Consider the following 21,382-nt stretch of genomic DNA (forward strand, 5'->3'; position numbering starts at 1 on the left):
ACAGAAAAGAAAATACATATTGTCATTTTCATTGATATCGAGTTAATGCAAATTTGTTGATAAGAATAAATAGATTGAATAGAGAAAGGATGTTTTCTATTCAGAAAAGGAAAGTAGCATTGCTGAAGTTGTAGCAATGATTAAAAGAAAAAATAGGAATGCACATGCAAAATGATGAAAACAGCAGATCAGGATTAGGTCTGTTACGTTATATATGGACAGAGTGGATCTCGACTTTTGTCATTCTATTACTACTTTTACTCACACTCATCATCGGTACTGGTGAGATGATTCATGGTCAGCTATTACGTGTGGGTGAACGTTTGTATGGCAATGAAGACATTGGCATGCAATATTCTTTTTTACGTGCAGAACCCGCCAAGCCAAGCTGTGACTTACATCCGGATATTGATGCGCAAGTACAAAAACAAATGAAAGCCAATGCCAATGATGAGTTCGCTGATATTTTCGGGACTACATCGGAAGCAGATGTACGGGCTTCGGTTCTGGCAGGGCAGCAACAGTGCCAGGAAAAGTATCAATTCTATGACAAAGCCATTCAATATATGGATGATCATCCAACGATAAGAACTTACCGTACCCTGGAAACCTCATTCTTTGGTGTTTTTAAATTTGGTACTGAAAACCGTGTCATTATTTTATTGTTGATGGTTGTGGTTGCTGCAATCACCGCTTCAGTCAAGTTTCATCATATTGGCTTACGTGCTCCAACCACCAAGCTGGATTATCGTGTTTATGCCCTGTTTATGGCATTGGGTAATGGTCTGCTGACAGCATCGGTACTCAGCCAATACCATTCCATTATCAACTCAGGCGTGACTTCCACGTATGAAACACTGACGGTTTACTGGTTGTGGATTTTCCTGTTTATTAGCTTAACCCTGATCAGTCTGTTACAACTCTTTAAACCACCTATGGCTAAACAGGAAGCTAAGGGTAATCTGGGACTGGCTTTACTGAGTGTACCTTTATATGCCTACATGGCATTAGTGACCGGGATTGTTTTTACCTTTGTCATGGATTATCCAATGGGGCAAGGGATTTACCTCGGAATTCTGGTGGAATTCTCTGGCATTTTCTTAAACCTGGCACTGTTTATCTGGGCGGGTATGCTATTGACCCAAACCCGGGTGATGGATTTATTCCTCGGTATTTTACGTCCCTGGAATTTGGCCCCTGAAACCTTGACCTGGCTGATTTTGATTGCCGCTGCGATTCCAACGGCCTATACCGGTGCTTCCGGCATTTTCGTTGTGGCAGCAGGTGCGATCATTTATAAGGAAGTATGGAATTCAGGTTCACGCCGTCAATATGCCCTGGCTGTTTCCGCCATGTCCGGTTCCTTAGGTGTGGTGATTCGTCCATGTCTATTGGTGATTTTGATCTCGATGCTGGATAGTCGTCATGTGACTTCTGACGAACTGTTTAATCATGGTATCTATGTTTTCTGGCTGACCGCATTTATTTTCCTTGGTGTATCGTTATATCTGGCTGAAACGCGTTTCCGTGTCAATTCACCGAAAATTGCGGTTCCAGGCATGTTAAAAGCCATTGTGCCAGTGATTCCTTATATCGTGATTACTGTTGTTGTCATTTTAATGTATACGATGGGTCTAGATACCCAAATGGATGAATTCACTGCTCCGGTGATTCTGCCGATTATCCTGATTGCTTATATTATGTTTGATAAATGGTGGGGTGACCGTTTTGTGACACCACCAGACCGTCATGCAGCTTTAACCCTGGAACATGAAAAACAGTCGACCTTTATGCGCGAACATACACCGCATGGGGGAGAAAAATCACACGGCTTTGCCCATTCCATGTGGTTTGCTTCAGCAGAAACCGTTGGACATATTGGTGCACTGATTATCTTGATGGCTTTGTCTGCAAGTGTAGGCGGTTTGATTGAACGTAGTGAAGTGGTTGAATTATTGCCAACGCATCTGGGCAATATCTATATTTCACTGGCCTTTATTGCACTGTTGCTGGCAATTGTCGGTATGACGACAGATCCGTTTGGTGCGGTCATTCTGGTGGCTGCCACCATTGCACCTGTAGCTTATGAAAATGGTATTCATCCCATCCATTTCTGGATGATTGTGCTGGTTGCCTTTGAATTAGGGTATGTCTCTCCGCCTGTGGCGCTGAATCATCTGCTGACTCGAATGTCGGTAGGTGATGATGAGGTTCGTGCTGCCGATGCGGAAGCAAAGGTCAAATACACCAAGTTTTATTACCGTTATGAACGTTGGTTGCTACCGATTATGGTGCTGTTCCCGTCTTTACTGATTGTGACCTATACGCCGTATATTTTTAAACTGTTCGGTTGGTATCATTAATTGATCATGCTAAAAAAAGCACCTTCGGGTGCTTTTTTTATGATTGGAAAAACTGGCTGAATGATTAGATTGAACGTTTTTTCACCAAGGGACTACACAGGATAATGGCAGTTAAAATGAGTCCGAAACCGATTAAACTGTAATAATCTGGTGTTTCCTGCCAAAAGATAAAGCCCCAGATCCCGGCAAAAATAATGGCAATATAATTTACCGGGCCAATTTGTCCGGCAGGTGCTAGTTTATAGGCATTGGACATGAAAATCTGGCTGATATTGGCCAGCAGTCCCGCGCCAATTAAGAAACCTAGTTCAGTCCAGGTATAATGACGCCATAACCAGAACATCGGAATCATGGAAATGAGGGTGCCGATAAAACAGAAATAAAAAACGATTTTTTCTGGCGATTCGGTACTGGTAAGCGCACGAACCGTCACAAATGCCATGGCCGCCAGCAAGCTTGCCCCTAGTCCAATGATCGACATCTGGTTAAACATGCCGGCATCCGGCTTGGCGACAAAGATCACACCGATTAAACCAATCGCTGCAGCAAGAAACATGGCGTTGGTGATTTTTTCTTTCAGAAATAGCCAGGCAATCAGGGGAATAAAAATCGGGGAAGAATAGGTAAACACCATGGCATTGGACAGCTTTAAATGGGCAATCGCATAAAAGAAGCCATACATGGCGACCAGCCCGATCACGGCCCGCCAGCTATGCATCCAGATTTTTTCGGTTTTAAAAAATCCAATTCCTTTACGGTAAATAAACGGCAGAAAAATAAACAAGCCGACAAAGTTGCGAAAAAATACAATAGTGGGATTATCTACCGTGTGTGAGGCATAGCGAATACAGACGCCCATCAGAGAAAATAAAAAGGCAGAGCAGGTCAGTAAGGCAAGTGCTGTAAACAGGTTCCGATTGCTGGTCGGTAGGGACATGAAAGAAATCAGCTAAAACATGTGCTGATATTTTAGCTGAATATTCAACTATAAAATTATTGTTTTTGAGCCAATTGAGCTTCGAGTAATTTAATCTGTTCTTCTTTCAGTGCAATCAGCTCATCTGCGTCGGCGTGTTGGGCTTTTAGCATGGCTTTCTGTTCATTTAACTGGCTTTGAATATCATCCAGTTTGGCCACTTCTTCTTTGGCGAGTGATTCATTTTCTGGAACAGCTTCTTTCAGAATTTTTTCATCCACCAGCTGAATGGTTTTCTGCTCGGCTTGAGCAAGCGGTTCAGCTGGTTTTTCAGCTTTAGCCGCAGGTTTTGCAGGAGCCGTTAAACTGGCTCCTTCATGTTCAGGTAATGTTTCGTTTGAAGTTGCAAAAAACCATTGATAGGCCAAAAAAAGCGCAATGATTGCAACTAATCCCCCCATAATGCCCAATAAAAGTTTTGGGCCATTTCTTTGATCTAATGTCATATTGAACCTGTTTTTATTTAGGCTGACGTGGTTTGAACTGAATGACACCAATCTCATCCGGCAGTTCCGGCATTTGTGGTTCTTCGACATGTGTTGGCCGGTTTTCGCTATAGCCACACTCGATACATTCAATCCATTCATCGTCGCCAGAAGTTAGCATGACAACCCGATCCAGTGCTTCACATTTTGGACATTTAGCACCTGCAATGAAACGACGTTTGATAGTCATCATCCTAACCTTCCGAACAATCTTAGACAGTTAGTTTAAGCGTTTTTAGAGGGCTTCGTCCAACCTTGATGACGTAATAACGCATCTATTTTTGGCTCGCGTCCGCGGAAATTGATAAACGCGTCAAGTGCTGTATCTTTTCCGCCAACTGCTAGAATAAATTGACGAAATTCTTTTCCGGTCTGCACATTAAAGATTCCTTCTTTTTCGAAACGGTCGAAGGCATCACTGGCCAAAACTTCGGCCCACTTATAAGAGTAATAACCCGCAGCATAGCCTCCGGCAAAAATATGGCTAAAGCTATGCTGGAAACGGTTATAACTGGCTGTCGGTGCGACCGCATATTTTTGGCGAATTTCGTCCAGTGTCGCTTGTACCTGTTCGGCATTTAAAGCAGAACTGTGTTTGTGAATCGACAGGTCAAACAGGGCAAATTCTATTTGACGCAAGGTTTGCATACCAGACTGGAAGAAACGGGCATCCAGCAAGGATTTAAGCAAATCTTCTGGCAAATGCTGCCGGGTTTCGATGTGTTCACTCAGCAGATCGAGGCTGTCAGTATCCCAGGTCCAGAACTCCATAAACTGGCTTGGTAGCTCGACTGCATCCCAATCTACGCCGTGTGTACCTGCCACGGCAATATGGTCGACTTCTGTCAGCATATGATGCAGCCCATGGCCAAATTCGTGGAACAGGGTATTCACTTCATCGTGGGTAAGTAACGCAGGTTGATCGCCGACTGCAGGGGTGAAGTTGCAGACCATGTAGCAAATCGGTTTTTGCAGGCCTTGTCGGGTTTGCATGCGCGAGCGGAAACCGCTCATCCAGGCACCACCACGTTTGCCGCTACGCGCATACAGATCGAAATAAAAACCGCCGACTACCTTGCCTTGATCTTCCAGTTCAAAATAGCGTGCATCTGGATGCCAGACGGGCGCTTCACGTTCCACAATGTTGATGCCGTAAAGACGATTTACAATACTGAACAAGCCTTGCAAAATCTTGGGTGCAGGGAAATACGGTTTCAGTGATTCCTGCGATAAATTGAACTGTTGCTGTTTCAGTTTTTCCGAATAATAACCTGTATCCCACGGCTGTAATTCGAGAATGCCATCCTGAATGGCGATGGTTTTTAATTCGGCAATTTCTTTACTTGCAGGTGTTCGGGCATGTTCAGCCAGGTCGACCAGGAACTTATCTACGGTTTCGACATCCGGCGCCATTTTGCTGGCCAGCGATAACTCGGCATAGTTGTTGAAACCTAATAACTGTGCCATTTCATGACGTAGACTCAGGATTTCTTCCATCACCTGGGTATTGTCAAATTCAGGATGCTCAGATAGGTCGGAAGCACGTGTGGTATAGGCTTTGTATAACTCTTCACGTAAGCCACGGTCATCGGCATAGGTCATGATGGCCAGATAAGCCGGAATATCTAAAGTTGCGACTGACTGATCCAGTTCACGTTGCTGACCATATTGTTTAAGTAAATCTACGCTGCTTTGTGGTAAACCTTTGAGTTGTTCTTCAGTTAGAGGCTTGAAGTAGATTTGTGTGGCATCGAGGACATGGTTAGAAAAGTCAGATGACAGCTGTGACAAACGTGCAGAAATTTCTGCATAGCGTTTTTTCGCTTCACCTTCTAAAGCCACGCCTGACAGTTTGAAATCGCGTAGTGCCAGTTTAATTGCACTTTGATGGGCTGCAGGGAGGGTGCTGAATATGGACGAGTCATGTACATGTTGATAGCTTTGATACAGCACCGTATGTTGACCCAGCTGGGTGTAGTATTCACTTAATGCTGGAAGCAGGGATTGATAAAGTTCACGCGTTTCTGTGTTATTCATCACGGCATTGAGATGTGACAATACACCCCAAGCTTCACTCATGTTGTTTTCCAGCGTATCAACTTGCTCTAACACATTAAGCTGTGCCTGAGCGTTCTCTGGAACTGCAGTTAAATCTTTTAAAAAACTTTGTCCTTGTTGAATGGCTTGTTCAATCTGTTGTTTTAAATCAGCCAGTTGAATCTGGTCAAATTGTGGAACGGGCAAGGTCGCCTTTTCTAAAGTCATTTCTAATACGCCATATCATTTATAAAGTTAATAGTAGATGTAAGGCTTAGAGAAGGTTAAATCAAGGGCTATTATTTTTCAGTCGGTAAATACTTTCTAGATTAGACTCAATAAAAAGCCCTACCGAAGTAGGGCTTTTATCAGAAAATTAGTCTAGCTTAGCTTTCGCATTCGACTTTTTCTTTTTCGGTTTGGATTTTTTCTTCAGCTTGTCTTTGGCTTTTGCATCCGATTTGGCTGAAGATTTTTTATCTGACTTTTTAGCTGGTGCAGCAGATTTGGTTTTAGGCTTTTTCTTGCGAATCGGTTGTTCACCATCTTCACTGACCACGGCTTTCGCACGCGGGCTAAATACTTCTTCTGTTGTTGTCTTGGCCACACGTGGCGCGCGGCTACGAATAGCACGGCCGGCATGGGTTATTTGTTGCAACAGTTCAAAGTCAATTTTGCGATCGTCCAGATTTACCGCAGCCACCTTAATTTTGACTTCATCGCCCAGACTAAAGGTTTGACCACGTGCCTGACCGATTAAGCTTTGGCTTGGCTGGTCATAGACAAAATAGTCATCGCCCAGTTGGCTGACGTGGATCATACCATCAACATAGAGATCTTTTAAGGTTACAAACAGGCCAAATTCAGCCACTGCACTGATCACACCGACAAATTCTTCAGCTAAATGCTGCTTCATATAATGACATTTCAACCAGGTGGTGACGGAACGGGAAGCTTCATCGGCACGGCGTTCGGTTTGAGAGAAATGTTCTCCGGCATCATCCAGAGCGGCACCGGAAAGCAGGAAAGGCTTTTGTTTTAAATGGGCTTTGATGGCACGGTGCAATAACAAGTCCGGGTAACGGCGGATCGGAGAGGTGAAATGGGTATAGGCCTCATACGCCAAACCAAAATGCCCGGCATTATTTGCACCGTAATAGGCTTGCATCATCGAGCGTAACAGCACCGCATGAATGCTTGGAGCATCAATACGGTCTTTGGTGGCTTCAATCACCGCCTGATAATCTTTTTGCGTTGGTTGTTCCGGGAAAGGCAGGCCGAGCAATTTCACATATTCACGCACTTTCTGGATACGTGAAAATTCAGGTGGCTCATGCACACGGTATAACATCGGAATGTCATTTTCCAAGGCATATTCTGCGGCTGCCACGTTGGCCAATAACATACATTCTTCAATCAGCTTATGTGCTTCGTTACGTGTACGTGGCAGAATTTCATTAATGCCACCTAACTCATCAAAGGTCATGTAGGTTTCGACTGTTTCGAATTCCATGGCATGACGCTCTGCACGTAAACCTTTCAGGATCTGATACAGCTGGAACAAGGTATTCAGCGATTTGCGTACATCCCGATCTTCAGGAACAGCTTTGCTGTCGCCATCAAAATACTGTGCCACCTGAGTATAGGTGAGACGCGCTTTGGAATGCATGACTGATGGGTAGAATTCAAAACCAGTGACGCGACCGGCACGTGACAGTTTTAAATCGCAAACCATACAGAGACGATCGACATGCGGATTCAGCGAGCACAGACCATTGGAGAGGGCTTCCGGCAACATCGGCAGCACAAAATGCGGGAAATAGACTGAAGTGCCACGTTCTTTGGCTTCGTCATCCAGCGGTTTGTCGTTGCGGACATAATGGCTTACGTCAGCGATGGCTACGACCACACGGTAGCCGCCACCTGGACGTTTTTCGGCATATACGGCATCGTCAAAGTCGCGGGCGTCTTCGCCGTCAATCGTCACCAGCGCTAAATCACGTAAATCGATTCGACCTTCACGGTCTTGTGCAGAAGGTTCCTTAAAGTGTTCGGCATCGCGAAGCACTTCTTCCGGGAACTCATAAGGCAAGCCAAATTCCAGAATGGTTTGCGGAATAATGATTTCGGTATCGGCCTTGTCTGCCATTGATTGCACGATATGACCGGTCGCAAGTTCTTCACGCGTTGGATAGTCATCAATCGCCACACGAACCGAATCACCCACTTTCACTTGGGCATGCTCAATCAGTTCTTTTTCCAGGGTAATTGGCTGATGGGCATTCGGATTGGCCGGCTGAATAAAGTATTCGCCATCGTGAATGGCCACTTTACCAATAATCTGTTTTACCCGATGTTGCACCACTTCGGTAATAAAGCCCCAAGCCTTGCCTTTGCGGTCGACCGAGGTTTGACGAACCTTGACGCGGTCGCCATTAAAGACCAGACGCAGCTCGCGTTCAGGCAGTAAAAGGTCTTCATGATCGGCAATCGAGGCACTGCCCAGACCTTTGGAATTGATATAGACCGTGGCTTCATGCGTCGGCTGGCTGGCGGCAAGCTGGAACTTGTAGCCATCTTTCATCAACTGGCCATCCCGAACCATGGCGATCAGGCGATGACTGAGTGCATCAATACTTTTTTGATCTGCAATTTCAAAATGTTCTACTAAATCTGCATGAGATTGTGGTGCTTGTAATTTTTCAATCGTTTCAGAAATCAGAATACGGCTAGGAATAGGATTTTCATAGCGTTCAGCTTCAGCTTTAGCTTCAGGATCGACCCAATTTTTCATAATGTCTTTGGCTTCATGTCAGAAGATAGGATTAGCATAAGTCATGCTGCAACAGACTGCACGTAAATGATTGCAATAATGTGTTTTTCAGTTCAAATTTTGGGGTGAAGCTGAATATTTCACGGTCACCAGCCATAAAACAGACAGAAAAGGGCAGAGCAAAGTCGTAAATTGTTTAAAAAATAGATGATTGATTAAAAATATCAGAATTTTTTGAAATCTGACTTGAAGAAATGAAGTTTAATTTGTATTATGGCGGCTCGTTACGGTGAGGTGGCCGAGTGGCTGAAGGTACTCCCCTGCTAAGGGAGCGTGGGTCTTAAAGCCCACCGAGGGTTCGAATCCCTCTCTCACCGCCACGAATAACTTGAAATGCGCTCATAGCTCAGCTGGATAGAGCACTTGGCTACGAACTAAGGGGTCGGGAGTTCGAATCTCTCTGAGCGCACCAATCAAGTTAAATGTGGTAATTTTTATAGTAACGAATGCTGCAAAGCAACTCAAGTACGCGCTCATAGCTCAGCTGGATAGAGCACTTGGCTACGAACTAAGGGGTCGGGAGTTCGAATCTCTCTGAGCGCACCAACTTGAACATCGACAGATGTAAAACTGGAAAAAACCGCACATGTTGCGGTTTTTTTGTGTCTGAAATTTAGTGCAACTTAATCTTGTCAATTCTTTCGCTGATTTGAGATATTTTCAGAAAGTATAGGCTCTTAAAAATTCGTTCTGCGTATCTGAAGTAAACCTGAAATAAAAATACGCTTATAAAATTGATGATTTCTTATTTCAAATCAATCTGTGCAATCATCAAAAAACAAATTTTGTTTAAAAAATAGATGAAAAATCCAATTTCGCCCAATAACTGTCCATTTGATTGCAGATTTGTGAAAAAGCACTTAACAGAATGTTAAAAACGCGTATAATGCACCACATCAAGACGTCGCGCTCATAGCTCAGCTGGATAGAGCACTTGGCTACGAACTAAGGGGTCGGGAGTTCGAATCTCTCTGAGCGCACCAACTTGATCACATCGACAGATGTGAAATTGAAAGAAACCGCTTAATTGCGGTTTTTTTGTGCCTAGAATAAATTAAATGTATTAAAAAATTATTTCATCTGCTGTTTAATCTTTAATACCATTACGGTATTGCCATCTATTGTTCTAACATGTCGTGATAAGGCACATTTCGCGTCGCTCTGCACTAACAGCATCAAACAGATTTCCCAGGCTGTTGAGATGATCGGAACGCAGCTTAAAATAGAATGGAAGATTGATCACTCCCAATCCGGCTAAAACTTTATATTCTGCATTGCTGCCTGATGTAATTTAGGTGGGTAAAAACAATAAGGAAATGACGGAATCTGGTGTAATATCTAGCACAATTGTTCGAATAATTTGATGATGAATTATGTCAGAGACCAAGCCTGCTGTATCGGTACGTTATTTCCTAAACCTGGAAGAATCGCAAGACGGTTTTGCCCTGGCGACTTTTGGTAAAAAGCAGATTACCCGTTTTATTACCCCATTGGTCAGTATCGGGATTATTATCTGGGGATTTTATCTCGGCTTTAATGGCGTTGGTCGTTATTATGTTGCGCTTGGCGCTTTCTTTTTGATTTTGCAGCTGATTATGCGTTACTGGTTTTTACCGATGATGTTTAAGCGTCAATTTGTAAAATACCAGTTTGGTAAAAGTGAACAAGGCATCGAGTTGTTTCAGGATCATGCCGAAATTTATGCCAATGGTCGTAAACAGATTTTTAACTATAGTGAAGTGCAAAACTTTGCTATGGGCAAGCTGACCTATATGATTGAGTTGAAGAATCGTACCGTGGTGATTGTACCGAAATGTGCCTTCGAGCAACCGGCCGATCAAACCGTATTTGAAAACACATTTAAAAAGTAAGCTTGAAATAAAGTAAAAGTGCAATAAAAGGGAAGATCATGAGTACACGTCCATCTAAAATTGTCTGTGTCGGTCGTAGCTATGCAGATCATGCCAAAGAATTAGGCAATGCCATTCCTGATCGTCCGGTTTTATTTATCAAGCCGCCAAGCAGTTTGATAACTTTAGAGCAGGGTATTTCATGGAACCCGGCTTGGGGAAATTGTCACTATGAATGTGAACTCAGCCTGCGGATTGACCGTACTTTGAAAGCAGAAACTGATCCTGCCAAAGCCTTGCAAGCTGTCGGTGCAGTGACTTTAGGTCTGGATTTAACCTTGCGTGACTTGCAGGATGACTTGAAAAAGAAAGGTCAGCCTTGGGAGCGTGCTAAGGCTTTTGACGGTTCATGTGTCCTGGCAGACTGGGTAGACGTTGCTGAAATTACAGACTGGAAAGAGGTACATTATACTTTTCAGGTTAATGATGAGCTGCGTCAAAAAGGCGATACGTCTTTGCTGATTTTTGATATTGCAACCTTGCTGGCTGATATCAGTCAGGTGTTTACTTTAGAGCCGGGTGATGTGGTGATGACCGGAACACCCGCCGGGGTGGCTGCATTACAATCAGGCGATCAACTGAAAATGACGTTGCAAGGTCAAAGCCAGGATTTTGTCTGGAAAACCTTTGTTCAATAAGTGGAAAAGCTGAGTAAAAAGGCTGTTTGATACAGCCTTTTTTAAGCTCTGAATTTTTACATGACGGTCAGTTTGCATGGTTGGATCAGATATTTTTGTCTGCTAATACCTCCGCGTAGTCATTAAAAAAGCCTTCATGTGTGAAGGCTTTTTTATGGCATCGTCAAAGTCAGTTAAGGTTATTTCTTTTCAAAAATAGCCGACAGCGGAATGGAGAGTTTTGCCGCCAGATAATCATCAGATTCAACCAGAGCTGGACCAAGTCTTTGTATCCATTCATCATCCGGACGAATATTGGCGACATCTTTGCTACGCGGAAGCGGGTAGGGCAACTGTTTATAAAAACTCCAAAAATCGACCTGAACCAGATTGCGCGTGAGCACATATTCATCATCATCGGTACGTTTCACCAGATTTTGCTTTTCCAGCATCACTACGTACGTCGGCCAGCGTCCAATTTCATCACGGCCTAAGACTTCCAGTGCTTCTTCATCAGAAACGCTTTCACCACTTTGCTGTTTTTTATAAAACAGCTCCATCAAATCCAGCAGCATAATCACGGGATGGCGCTTGGGTTCTTTGCCTGAATTAAACGCAGTGAGGGCATAACTGATTTCGACCCCCAGCAAAACAATGTTCCAGGACAGGAAAATCCATAACAGGAAAATCGGAATGGCAGCAAAAGCGCCATAGACAATTTCATAACTGGTAAAATTTGACATGATGATGCCAAACAAATTTTTCAGTAATTCAAAGACGACGGTACTAAATGTACCGGCAATCAAGGCAGCTTTAATCGGAACACTACGGTTGGGAATGGTCCAGTTTAAAATAAAAAAACCTAAAATGGTGAGGACAAAGGAAATGCCCCACAGGATAAATTCGCCGTCGACCTCATAACCGGCAAAATTATTACTGAGTACATTTAATGAAGCCACAGTTGATGAAATAGCAAAAGCGCTACCTAGCAGAATAGGGCCGAGTGAAATAATGGTCCAGTAACGCATAAAGCCGATAATCCCGCCTCGCGTTTCCTTGACTCGCCAAATCCGGTTAAATACGGTCTCGATACTAGAAAGCATCATGACTGTAGTCACGAACAGAAATAAAATACCAATCACCGTCAGGTTGCTGGATTTATCGGTAAAGGCAGTAAAGGCCTTGTCAAAGGCGATGGTGGTTCGGGGTAAAAAATGGCTATAAATCAGTTGTTGTAATTGTTGCCTTGCAGGTTCCAGCGCTTTAATTGAAGAAATGATTACCAGAAAAACCGTCAGCATGGGGACCACTGCAAACAGCGTGGTATAGGTCAGAGATGCCGCTTGATCACGACAACGATCGGCTTCAAAACGTCTTATGACAAATAAAGAAAACTGAAACCAGGTCTCATTATAAAAAGGAAGTTTTTTTAAATACTTTTCTAACATAGTGATGAAGTCTCAATTTTTTTAGTCATCTTTATGAATTTTCAATATCAAGCTTAACCAAAAAATGGGAAAAATACCGTATAGTTTTCTCTTTTGGCTTCGTTTATAAAAATTATGCAGTCTTATATCCTTGTTTTATATTACAGCAAATATGGTTCAACCAAAGAAATGGCGCATTTAATTGCTAATGGTGTTGAATCTGCAGGTATGGCGGTAAAAATTCGTACGGTGCCCAATCTATCGACTGTGGTGAAGCAGGCTGAGCCAAGTATTCCTGACGAAGGAGATATTTATTGTACCCTGGATGATCTGGCCAATTGTTCTGGTCTGGCTTTGGGTTCACCTACACGCTTTGGCAATATGGCCTCCGAGATGAAGTATTTCTGGGATCAGACCACCAGTCTTTGGCTGAATGGTGCTTTACACCAAAAACCGGCCTGTGTCTTTACTTCATCGGGTTCGATGCACGGCGGACAGGAAAGCACATTGCTGACTATGCTTCCCCCTCTGTTTCATCATGGCATGATGATTATGGGCCTGCCGAATGCCAACCCGGCATTATCCAATACCAAGTCGGGTGGCACGCCGTATGGAGCAAGCCATGTCAGCGGTCCGCGCCATGATCTGGGTTTAAGTCAGGATGAAAAAGTCTTGTGTGAAGAGCAGGGTAAGCGCCTAGGCGAAGTGGTTAAAAAAATGCAGGTAAACTGATTTTTATTAAGAAGTTGAGTTCCACTCACTCTATTTGTAAGGTATGTATCTATAAAAAGACCCTTCTAAAAATGAAGAGTCTTTTTATTGCAATTTAAAGTTTAAGTGCTTATTCAGGTTGTTTAAATCTATGATTGCATTGCAAACATTTATAATCCAGAAACACATTCTTATCGATAATGACACCGGCTTTTTTACCGAAAATATTCCCTAAAACCCCGCCTGTCATACCTACGGCAATGGCACCTACAAATGTTCCTACTGTGCCCCCGAAAATCACGCCTAATGGTCCGGCGACTGCCCCAATCGCTGCGCCTGTCGATGCACCTGTTGCAGCACCACCGACTGTTCCTGCCGTTGCCCCGGCAGAGGTCATTAAAATTCCACCAATGGTTTTTAAGTTCTTTTCGTGATCGCGTTTTTCAACTTCGGTCGATCCACATTTAGGACATTGCATAAGTTTTTCCATCAACAATTTATATTGACCGATCTTGAACTATAGGAAATAGAGAAGGTTTCAAGGTCAGCTGATATTTATGACATGTTGCTACAGTATGTCGCTTCTGCAACTGGATGTCAGGAGCATTTCATACGAACTTGATTCTAGTTGAAATAAAGTCGAAACAGTTTATCTGAGTTGTAAACACATTCATTCTTTATCGAATCTGGTGATGGCTGATTTTTTAATAATCATCAGTCATACAGCCATGAAAATGATTGTATTTTGCATATACTGCAACTTAAAACAGGCTAGGCTGAGGCTGCACGGCTTCTCTCTTCAAGTCCAACTCTGGGTGTCTTTGATTTAATTCTACGATTCTGCGATGGAGAATAATGTCTATTAGGTGGTCTACGGCCAAAAGTTGTCTTTATCTCGGGGGTATTTATCAATGCAGTAAAAGGAAGAATAATTATGAAAAAGACTGTTAAAACAATCTTCTTATCCGTTGCCTTCCTGACCGGTGCTGGTATAGCTAATGCTCAAGACACTGAAGTGGTCGTAGATATAGGGCTGCAAACAGCCTTATCGCTACATTTGGATGTTTTTTGAACTAATACTCATCCTGTTAAAAAAATTCACTTCACTGTGGGAATTACTTTATAAATACTCTTAACTGTGATTGGTTAATTGTATTTTCATAAAAAATAGATGTTCATCACATTTGAATGAGCATTCTAATAAAGTCAAATTTTACAACTCCCTAAAGCTGAACTGCTTTAATAAGGTGAATATTAGCTTATGAAATCAGGATGATTTTTTATATAAAAAAAATATTAATTTTATTAAATTTTTGATGTAAATTTTAATTTTAAAGATTTATTACATAATGATTTCTTACAATTCAAAAATAAACAATAATTAACAAATCAATAATTATAACAAAAAGATAGTTTGTTATCTTAAACCTAAGATATGTAAAACCTGATAAATTTTGCCTTTTGTTTTATTTATGTGATTTAATATTTTTAATATAAATTAAACCTTAATAAATAGAAAATAAATAAACATCCTGGAACGAAGGACGGGTAATGATTATGAAAATATCAGTGATCAATGTGAGTTTATTTTGTTGCTGTATTTTGGGCAATGCTTATGCCACATCGGATGAATGGAGCCAGCGCTGGAAATCGTCAAGTACTCGTTCCAGTGAAAATCTGGTGCAGGCCAATCTGATCGAGCTCAAGGATTCCGATTATTATTCTGGCTTGGGAAAGACCACTATAAATAGCACCTCGACCAGCTCTATCGGTACGGTGAATTCAGCTACGAGCAATGTGAATATCAATGGTTCCAATAACGGCGTGGACATTTCGAATGATACTTCGAATGAAGGCACCTTAAATTCCACGACCACTCAAAACAATCAGCAATGCCCCAACTTAAGCACCCAACCGGGGGGGGACTCACTATGCTGAATTTCCCGTTAAATAGAAGAAAAATATCTTCTGTGACTGTGTTGATCCTTTTTAGCCAGCTGATGAGCGGGTGCACGGGTATGGCGGTCTCAAACAAGAAACCGGTCAGTCTGGTACAGGGTCCCCCAATTACCGATATTTTCACCCCTTTTGATATGGCTTTATCCTGCCTGAAAGGGCAACTGCGCAGTGATGTCAGCTTTTCCGTTGGAGCGATTCTGGACCAGACCGGCAAAGATGTAGTGACCAATGGCGGCAGTGGCAAAATGGTGACTCAAGGTGCGGGAGATATGGTGCAGTCCGCCCTGTTTCAGGCTGGGGTCAGTTTATTGAACCGGCGTGATCCGAGGATTATCGAAAGCGAAGCCAAGTGGGGCATTCGCGACCCACGGCAAATCCAGGCATCCGATTATTATGTCACTGGCAGCATCAACAGTCTGGATTTTATTCCAGGGGGCGGTGTGGATATGCAGATTGGTGGAGTCGGGCCGAATTATAGTCAAACCCGCATTATGGTCGGGCTGGATTTATCCCTGACTGATACCCGCAGCAGTAAGGTGGTGGCTAATGTTTCGCTGCAAAAACAGATTGCTGCGCAGGATTATGGTCTGAGTGCAGGCAGGTTTGCCGGGCATACTTTATTGAATATTCAGTTGGGCAAAGGGGAGCGTGAGGCAACCAACTTTGCCTTGCGTCAAATGTTGAATCTGGGCACTTTTGAATTGCTCAGTCAGGTGATTCCGCCTGCAACCTTTGAAAGTTGCCGTGCGCAAATACCACCTGAATTTGGCCAATTGAGTTTAACTCGAAGTTCGGTTGCGCTGTATAAATATAAGCAGAGTCAGCAGCAAAGTAGCGCAAATTTACCGAGTACTGTTCTGGAATCATCCTCACATAAAACCAGTTCACCGAATGAGAAAAATAAATCGACCAACTCACCCAACAAGGATACACAGCCACCTAAGAAAAAAGAGTCTGAGTTGATTGAAAATCCTGAAGGTGAGTCTGAACCGAGCAAACAGGATTTGATTAAATATATTAGTATGAAAAAGCCTTCATCTTTTTTAAAAAAAATGAATGAAGAAAAAGACAATGACAAGACTTCGATGCTGTGGGATGTTAATCCGGAAGTGGTTGAAAACTACTGGTCAAGCACGCAGCGTGATTAAAAATATATAAAAATGGGCTCGCTCCCATTATAAAAAAGAAGTGCTTAGCGAGAAGTACTTCAAAATTAGAAAAAAGGAAAATAACCATGAATAAGACTATCAAAACAATCGCCTTATCTGTTGCCTTCTTGTCCGGTGCAGGCATGGCTAATGCTCAAGAGGTCACTGTAGATACTGGGTTAAATGGTGCCTTAAATCTTTTATCTCAACATACCCAGCCAAATGGTACTGCGCTTAACCTTGCCATTAATACCGCTACTGTTGATGCAACGGTCAATGTAGATGGGCGGTATAACTCACTGAATAATGTGGGAGACAAAATTGCAGTAGAAACTTCAGCAATTGGTGCGGTAAACACCGGTAGTATCAATTTGCAGCAAGGCAATCTGACTGCTGTGAATACGGGAACATTGGAATCAACTCTGGATGCTGAAAGAAGTGCGGCGCGTAATTTGGAAGAATGGCGTTCTGAACGGTCATCAGAGTTTGAAAGTTCCATTAGTACATCGTTAAATACGGATACTTATGACCAATTCTCTGAAACTCTGAGTAATTACACTGCAGCGAATTTAGCTTTTAATTCCGCAGCTATTGATGCATCTGTAAATGTAGATGGAAAAGTGAATCATATTGATGGTATCAAAACTTCAGCTATTGGTGCTGTGAACACCGGTAGCATTACTGTGACCGTAAAGTAAATCCACCGTTCAATATGATCCAGGGTCTAACTATTTGCGGATAGTTAGACTTTTTTATTTTAGAGCAAAAAATGTTCAGTGAATATTGCTTTGTAGTTAAATTAATCTTTAACAAGTCCTATTTGGTGTGAAAGTTCGGTTGTTATGAGATGTAAAACCACGCTATTGACTAGAGTTGATTCGAATTATTGGACAAAAAAAGTGCAACGAATTTATTTTTTTCTTGTATCTCATTTTGCAGCAGGGGCCAGCAAGCTGAATTCACATGGAGCAGGTGAGTAAGCACCGATTTTGTTAACATTATTCTGGATAGTTGTTTCACATAAAATATGCATTCTAAAAACAAACACCTATAAAAAAGAACGCCTGAGCGTTCTTTTTAAATTAAGTTGAAATTCTAGTCACGGACAAATTCAACAGTACCATTTTCTAAAGATTTAACACGTGCCAAAGATTCAACACGGTAACCTTTATCAAGTAACAATTGGCGCCCTGGCTGGAAAGATTTTTCAATTACAATGCCAATACCCACAACTTCTGCATTTGCTTGATGAATTAAATCGGCAAGACCTAAAGCAGCCTGACCATTTGCCAGGAAGTCATCAATCACTAAAGCTTTATCGCTAGAGTTGATGTGCTTGTTGGAAATGGCAATGGTACTTTCAATTTGTTTAGTGAACGAGAACACTTTGGAACGGTATAAATCATCTTTTAAGGTTAAAGACTGATATTTACGTGCAAAGATCACAGGCACACCAAGTTCTAAACCGGCCATGACTGCTGGAGCAATACCAGAAGCTTCAATGGTGATAATTTTCGTGATCCCTGCATCTTTAAACCGTGCAGCAAATTCTTTGCCAATTTGCTGCATTAATACAGGGTCGATTTGATGATTTAAGAAAGCATCAACTTTCAGAACTTGATCAGATAGAACGATACCTTCACTTAAGATTTTCTGTTCTAGTGCGTGCACGGGAGAATTCCTCTAAGGGCAGATGCTTTTTCAAGCAAAAGCGTATTTTAAAAAGGCTCTCGAAAAATGCAAGCGAAATTGCTCAAATCAATTAACTCGTTGGGCCTTTATAACCTGTTAATAATAAACCATAGGAAGTTTTGCCATCTTGATGGGTTACTTTCACGGGTGTGTAGTCCAGTTTAGGTGCTAACCAAAAAATGGTATCGCGATTTGGCTTGCTGTGTTTGAGCACTACTTTAATGGTGTCGAAAGTGCCATAAGACGTTTTTACCTTTTCCATACCCTGTTTGACAAAACGACGTGATTCCACTTCTTTGGCATCGACAATCGCATAACTTGATCTCAGCCCGGATGATTTTAAGTCTTCACGCAGTTGTAATTCAGCATTCAGTTCATCCAGCGTACCAGCTTTCCAGGCAAATGAACGTGCTGTGTCATCCTTCTTGGTATTAATGGTTTTAGCTGTGGGATTAAACTTGATACTCATTGTATTATTGTGAATGAGTACTTTACTGCTACGGCTGAAAGTATGGGAAATAATTTGGCCATTATTAAAGCCAAAATAACTGGTTTCTGTTGCAGAAGCCAAGCCAGCAGCTTTTGCAGCAAAAACATAAGTCCAGTTATTTCCCGACTTGTTTAATGTGCGGGTAGCAGAACCCAGATTTTTGCCATTATAGCTAAATTGATAGCTTGCCTGGAATGGACTCATGGCGAAGGTTTGGCTTGAGAAACCAGCAAACAACAGAGTAGTGCTTAATCCAGATGTCAACGCAATTGTTTTCAATACAGGGTGAGCCATCAGTAAATTGTTCCTCTGAATTTGGAATAAAATGTAAAACTTGTCTTTAAGCGGTATTATGCGCTTTGATTATGAAGATAAAATCTGAAATTTTGTTCGATCTGTATCTTTATGTAGTTTTTCCCTAAAAAATATAGATTTTAATCAGTAATCATCATCTAATTTATTTTTGCTTAACCGGACTGACTTTGCTGTCCTGGTATTCTTCCGCAATCTCCCAGACCTCCATCGGCTCTTCGGACATTTTTCTGAATAATGCAGTCAGGTTGACATTGCCTATGACCACCAGTTCAGCTTCACGCAAAACCGCATGGTTGACATGCACTTTTGCTAAGGTATCAATGATAGAACGCTTTTTGCCTAACCATCGGTTTAAATCCAGATGCAATAAGTCATCTTTTACTTTAATGACATTCAACTTTTCAAGAATCATGCCCAAAGGGTCTTGATTGAGTACTTTTTGATAGAAAAATAAAGCAAATTTTACAGCAAGCTTTTGGAAGATATTTTTGAATTTAGCTTCAATCACTTGGGTGTCACTAATCTGTTCAAACACAATCAGTTGGGTGTCTTTATTCAGTTCCATCTGTACCAGTTTCAAATCGACTGAAAGGGTAATGTATAAACCCTTCACATCAAGCGTTGCATATAAGCGTAGCCAGTCTTCATGCAAGTCGGCATGCAGATCTTTCAGCATGGCAACATTGTCAGTAACAAAACGCTGAAAAGTTGCATTTAAAAAAACTTGAGAAAGGGGGAATTCACGCTCATCTTCAATAAACCCTTCAGCCTTTTCATACACCTGGCGTATACGTTTAGAGATATTGGATAGTAGCGTTTGCATATAAGGCATCCCAGCGAGTTAATCTTCTTAAACTTCGATAGATTCTGTCGAAAGTATTAAAAATACAGATATTCCACCTTGCAGTTTAACAAAATTAATTGCACCATTTTCATGATTTTAATTGTCTACAGCGTGCTTATTGACTGAGTTCTCGTTTCTTCACTCAAAACTAGACGCTGTGTTTATTTTATACTGCTTTTATGCAGTTTGGGGACCAGACATTTTGTCGGTTTAATGTGATGCTTAAGAAAATCAGTTTCGCACCTTTAATGCATGCATGGTGGAAAGATCCAATTTTCACAAGCGCAGTGATTGTAGCTGTTGCTTTGCATTTGATTATTTTGACTTTGCAGTTTGCCATGCCGCAAGAAAGTGATGCGGCAGTCAAAGAGATCGCCGTCACATTACGTCCGAGTGAGGACAAGGTGGAACATGCGGATTTTCTGGCACAGGCAGATCAGCAAGGTTCTGGAACTTTTCGTGAAGCACACCGTATGTCGAGCGATATGCCGGCAGCGATGACTGAGCAAACGACCGGTGAACAGCAACAGGAAACTCTGGAGCGTTTACAACAGAAACGCGAACTCAGCTTTGAAGAAAAAGTGCTGATGACCACCTTAAGCTGGAAGAAAGAAGCAGAACAGAACCAGCGCAAAAAAGCCATGCAGGAGCTGAATAGCCAGTTTCAGGCCAAGGCCGCGATGGTGGCAAGTCTGGAAGCACAATATTTGCAACGTCAGCAAAACTTTAGCCGTCAGCAAAAAATTAAAACCGTAGATGGTATACAGGCCAAGCAGGATATTTCTGCCGCTTATTTGGAAAAATTCCGTGAGAAAGTAGAATTTTACGGTAACCGCTATTATCCAGATGCAGCCAAAGTGCAACGTCTCGCAGGGGAGGTGCGTTTAATGGTGATCCTCAATAAAAGTGGCGGAATTCGTGCCATTCGCCTGATTGAAAGTTCAGGTCATGGTTTACTGGATGAAGCGGCCAAGACTTCAGTACGTAAAGCTGCTCCATTCGGTGGTTTTGATAAAGGGATGAAAGATATTTCAGAACTTCGCATTGTGCGTACCTGGCGGTTTGACCCGGCTGAAGCTGAGTTTGAGGTGCATTGATTGAATGGCATTGATCTGCTTTTTAAAGTTTGACAAGTATTTATTTTGATTATGTTTTTAAGGTGAGGCTAATACATAGTGTCCCTTTTGACGCCCATCCGGCCATGTCACGTTTAAGTCCTGTTCTGAAAGATCTAGGCGGGTCGGGAAAATTTGTAAATATTGGCGGTATTGTGGAGCCGCTTTCAAGCCAATACATGTCCCATTTTTCCACCAGGTTCCTTCTGCATATTGGTCTAAAGCACCGACTGCCAGATACCATTTAAACTTGCCGTCCGGTTGCAGTAAAAGCTCAGAGCCGACTTCCATCACGCCTTCCAGATAATAATGGCCTACCCAGGCATTATCTGCTAGCTGGAACCTTACTTCCTTACACACAGATTCAACATTGGCATACAGTTGGGATGCAGGAAATAACGCTAAAATCAGGCAAAGTCGGAAAATAATTCTGTTCATCATTTTTTCCAGCACTTATTGA

The 21,382-nt window shown here is 42.3% G+C and carries 20 protein-coding genes and 4 tRNA genes; 13 read left to right on the forward strand and 11 right to left on the reverse strand.

The genetic code is table 11. The features are described 5' to 3' along the window. Positions 1-164: 164 nt before the first annotated feature. On the forward strand, positions 165-2,363 hold the full coding sequence (locus GTU69_RS05170) for a TRAP transporter large permease subunit (RefSeq protein ID WP_166168731.1): 2,199 nt from the start codon (positions 165-167) through the stop codon (positions 2,361-2,363). 64 nt (positions 2,364-2,427) lie between these two features. On the opposite strand, the gene GTU69_RS05175 is transcribed toward GTU69_RS05170, so the two are convergent. From GTU69_RS05175 to rnr, 5 genes are all read right to left on the reverse strand, one after another. Then, positions 2,428-3,300: a DMT family transporter gene (locus GTU69_RS05175; protein WP_166168733.1), complete on the reverse strand. Its 873-nt coding sequence runs from the start codon at positions 3,298-3,300 to the stop codon at positions 2,428-2,430. A 56-nt stretch (positions 3,301-3,356) separates the two neighbouring features. Next, positions 3,357-3,785, reverse strand: coding sequence for a hypothetical protein (locus GTU69_RS05180; RefSeq protein WP_166168734.1), 429 nt, complete (start codon positions 3,783-3,785; stop codon positions 3,357-3,359). Between the two features lie 13 nt (positions 3,786-3,798). Next, entirely contained in the window at positions 3,799-4,008 is a 210-nt protein-coding gene (locus GTU69_RS05185) for a YheV family putative zinc ribbon protein (protein WP_171522002.1), read from the reverse strand. Between the two features lie 41 nt (positions 4,009-4,049). After that, positions 4,050-6,089 (reverse strand): M3 family metallopeptidase, encoded by a 2,040-nt coding sequence (locus GTU69_RS05190; protein ID WP_166168737.1) that lies wholly within the window; start codon positions 6,087-6,089, stop codon positions 4,050-4,052. A 148-nt stretch (positions 6,090-6,237) separates the two neighbouring features. Then, entirely contained in the window at positions 6,238-8,658 is a 2,421-nt protein-coding gene (gene rnr, locus GTU69_RS05195; protein ID WP_346764448.1) for a ribonuclease R, read from the reverse strand. Positions 8,659-8,922: 264 nt separating this feature from the next. Here rnr and GTU69_RS05200 point away from each other — a divergent pair. From GTU69_RS05200 to GTU69_RS05225, 6 genes are all read left to right on the forward strand, one after another. After that, a tRNA-Ser gene (locus GTU69_RS05200) sits at positions 8,923-9,014 on the forward strand. A 15-nt stretch (positions 9,015-9,029) separates the two neighbouring features. After that, positions 9,030-9,106, forward strand: a tRNA-Arg gene (locus GTU69_RS05205). Between the two features lie 57 nt (positions 9,107-9,163). Next, positions 9,164-9,240 (forward strand) — tRNA-Arg (locus tag GTU69_RS05210). Between the two features lie 360 nt (positions 9,241-9,600). Continuing rightward, positions 9,601-9,677 (forward strand) — tRNA-Arg (locus tag GTU69_RS05215). Between the two features lie 390 nt (positions 9,678-10,067). Further along, entirely contained in the window at positions 10,068-10,565 is a 498-nt protein-coding gene (locus tag GTU69_RS05220; protein ID WP_166168740.1) for a YcxB family protein, read from the forward strand. Between the two features lie 38 nt (positions 10,566-10,603). Beyond that, the gene (locus GTU69_RS05225) at positions 10,604-11,242 is read left to right on the forward strand and encodes a fumarylacetoacetate hydrolase family protein (RefSeq protein ID WP_166168742.1); all 639 of its coding nucleotides are present in this window, start codon (positions 10,604-10,606) and stop codon (positions 11,240-11,242) included. 179 nt (positions 11,243-11,421) lie between these two features. Here the strand turns inward: GTU69_RS05225 and GTU69_RS05230 are convergent, their stop codons facing one another. Beyond that, positions 11,422-12,669: a YhjD/YihY/BrkB family envelope integrity protein gene (locus tag GTU69_RS05230; RefSeq protein WP_166168743.1), complete on the reverse strand. Its 1,248-nt coding sequence runs from the start codon at positions 12,667-12,669 to the stop codon at positions 11,422-11,424. Positions 12,670-12,783: 114 nt separating this feature from the next. Here GTU69_RS05230 and wrbA point away from each other — a divergent pair, with 114 nt between their 5' ends. Continuing rightward, entirely contained in the window at positions 12,784-13,380 is a 597-nt protein-coding gene (gene wrbA, locus GTU69_RS05235; RefSeq protein WP_166168745.1) for an NAD(P)H:quinone oxidoreductase, read from the forward strand. A gap of 109 nt (positions 13,381-13,489) precedes the next feature. Here the strand turns inward: wrbA and GTU69_RS05240 are convergent, their stop codons facing one another. After that, on the reverse strand, positions 13,490-13,849 hold the full coding sequence (locus tag GTU69_RS05240) for a hypothetical protein (RefSeq protein ID WP_166168746.1): 360 nt from the start codon (positions 13,847-13,849) through the stop codon (positions 13,490-13,492). Positions 13,850-14,293: 444 nt separating this feature from the next. Between GTU69_RS05240 and GTU69_RS05245 the strand changes: the two genes are divergently transcribed. From GTU69_RS05245 to GTU69_RS05260, 4 genes are all read left to right on the forward strand, one after another. After that, positions 14,294-14,431, forward strand: a complete 138-nt coding sequence (locus GTU69_RS05245) for a hypothetical protein (protein WP_166168480.1) — start codon at positions 14,294-14,296, stop codon at positions 14,429-14,431. A gap of 485 nt (positions 14,432-14,916) precedes the next feature. After that, the gene (locus GTU69_RS05250) at positions 14,917-15,297 is read left to right on the forward strand and encodes a hypothetical protein (RefSeq protein WP_086195913.1); all 381 of its coding nucleotides are present in this window, start codon (positions 14,917-14,919) and stop codon (positions 15,295-15,297) included. Continuing rightward, positions 15,291-16,466 carry a CsgG/HfaB family protein gene (locus GTU69_RS05255; RefSeq protein ID WP_166168748.1) on the forward strand — a complete coding sequence of 392 codons (1,176 nt, stop codon included), beginning with the start codon at positions 15,291-15,293 and terminating at the stop codon, positions 16,464-16,466. The genes GTU69_RS05250 and GTU69_RS05255 overlap by 7 nt, the downstream gene beginning before the upstream one ends. An 86-nt stretch (positions 16,467-16,552) precedes the next feature. After that, positions 16,553-17,164, forward strand: coding sequence for a hypothetical protein (locus GTU69_RS05260; protein ID WP_166168749.1), 612 nt, complete (start codon positions 16,553-16,555; stop codon positions 17,162-17,164). Positions 17,165-17,561: 397 nt separating this feature from the next. Here GTU69_RS05260 and GTU69_RS05265 read toward each other — a convergent pair whose 3' ends face one another. From GTU69_RS05265 to GTU69_RS05275, 3 genes are all read right to left on the reverse strand, one after another. Then, a complete protein-coding gene (locus tag GTU69_RS05265) occupies positions 17,562-18,137 on the reverse strand; it encodes a xanthine phosphoribosyltransferase (RefSeq protein WP_086195739.1) in 576 nt (191 codons plus the stop codon). A gap of 91 nt (positions 18,138-18,228) precedes the next feature. After that, positions 18,229-18,942 (reverse strand): DUF3108 domain-containing protein, encoded by a 714-nt coding sequence (locus GTU69_RS05270; RefSeq protein ID WP_166168751.1) that lies wholly within the window; start codon positions 18,940-18,942, stop codon positions 18,229-18,231. A gap of 163 nt (positions 18,943-19,105) precedes the next feature. Beyond that, on the reverse strand, positions 19,106-19,786 hold the full coding sequence (locus GTU69_RS05275; protein WP_166168753.1) for a hypothetical protein: 681 nt from the start codon (positions 19,784-19,786) through the stop codon (positions 19,106-19,108). Between the two features lie 239 nt (positions 19,787-20,025). On the opposite strand from GTU69_RS05275, the gene GTU69_RS05280 reads away from it, so the two are divergent. Next, a complete protein-coding gene (locus GTU69_RS05280; RefSeq protein ID WP_166168754.1) occupies positions 20,026-20,904 on the forward strand; it encodes a TonB family protein in 879 nt (292 codons plus the stop codon). A 57-nt stretch (positions 20,905-20,961) separates the two neighbouring features. On the opposite strand, the gene GTU69_RS05285 is transcribed toward GTU69_RS05280, so the two are convergent. Then, complete coding sequence (locus GTU69_RS05285; RefSeq protein ID WP_166168756.1) at positions 20,962-21,360, reverse strand: hypothetical protein; 399 nt, start codon at positions 21,358-21,360, stop codon at positions 20,962-20,964. Positions 21,361-21,382 lie beyond the last annotated feature (22 nt).

The sequence above is a fragment of the Acinetobacter sp. SA01 genome (genome assembly GCF_011319235.1).
Lineage (GTDB): Bacteria > Pseudomonadota > Gammaproteobacteria > Pseudomonadales > Moraxellaceae > Acinetobacter.

Coding starts and splice junctions, on each gene's coding strand:
- GTU69_RS05190 (WP_166168737.1), bottom strand. CDS start 6,089: ATGACTTTAGAAAAGGCGACCTTGCCCGTTCCACAATTTGACCAGATT.
- GTU69_RS05260 (WP_166168749.1), top strand. CDS start 16,553: ATGAATAAGACTATCAAAACAATCGCCTTATCTGTTGCCTTCTTGTCC.
- GTU69_RS05175 (WP_166168733.1), bottom strand. CDS start 3,300: ATGTCCCTACCGACCAGCAATCGGAACCTGTTTACAGCACTTGCCTTA.
- GTU69_RS05240 (WP_166168746.1), bottom strand. CDS start 13,849: ATGGAAAAACTTATGCAATGTCCTAAATGTGGATCGACCGAAGTTGAA.
- GTU69_RS05245 (WP_166168480.1), top strand. CDS start 14,294: ATGAAAAAGACTGTTAAAACAATCTTCTTATCCGTTGCCTTCCTGACC.
- GTU69_RS05250 (WP_086195913.1), top strand. CDS start 14,917: ATGAAAATATCAGTGATCAATGTGAGTTTATTTTGTTGCTGTATTTTG.
- GTU69_RS05220 (WP_166168740.1), top strand. CDS start 10,068: ATGTCAGAGACCAAGCCTGCTGTATCGGTACGTTATTTCCTAAACCTG.
- wrbA (WP_166168745.1), top strand. CDS start 12,784: ATGCAGTCTTATATCCTTGTTTTATATTACAGCAAATATGGTTCAACC.
- GTU69_RS05170 (WP_166168731.1), top strand. CDS start 165: ATGCAAAATGATGAAAACAGCAGATCAGGATTAGGTCTGTTACGTTAT.
- GTU69_RS05230 (WP_166168743.1), bottom strand. CDS start 12,669: ATGTTAGAAAAGTATTTAAAAAAACTTCCTTTTTATAATGAGACCTGG.
- GTU69_RS05275 (WP_166168753.1), bottom strand. CDS start 19,786: ATGCAAACGCTACTATCCAATATCTCTAAACGTATACGCCAGGTGTAT.
- GTU69_RS05270 (WP_166168751.1), bottom strand. CDS start 18,942: ATGGCTCACCCTGTATTGAAAACAATTGCGTTGACATCTGGATTAAGC.
- GTU69_RS05180 (WP_166168734.1), bottom strand. CDS start 3,785: ATGACATTAGATCAAAGAAATGGCCCAAAACTTTTATTGGGCATTATG.
- GTU69_RS05255 (WP_166168748.1), top strand. CDS start 15,291: ATGCTGAATTTCCCGTTAAATAGAAGAAAAATATCTTCTGTGACTGTG.
- GTU69_RS05280 (WP_166168754.1), top strand. CDS start 20,026: ATGCTTAAGAAAATCAGTTTCGCACCTTTAATGCATGCATGGTGGAAA.
- GTU69_RS05225 (WP_166168742.1), top strand. CDS start 10,604: ATGAGTACACGTCCATCTAAAATTGTCTGTGTCGGTCGTAGCTATGCA.
- GTU69_RS05285 (WP_166168756.1), bottom strand. CDS start 21,360: ATGAACAGAATTATTTTCCGACTTTGCCTGATTTTAGCGTTATTTCCT.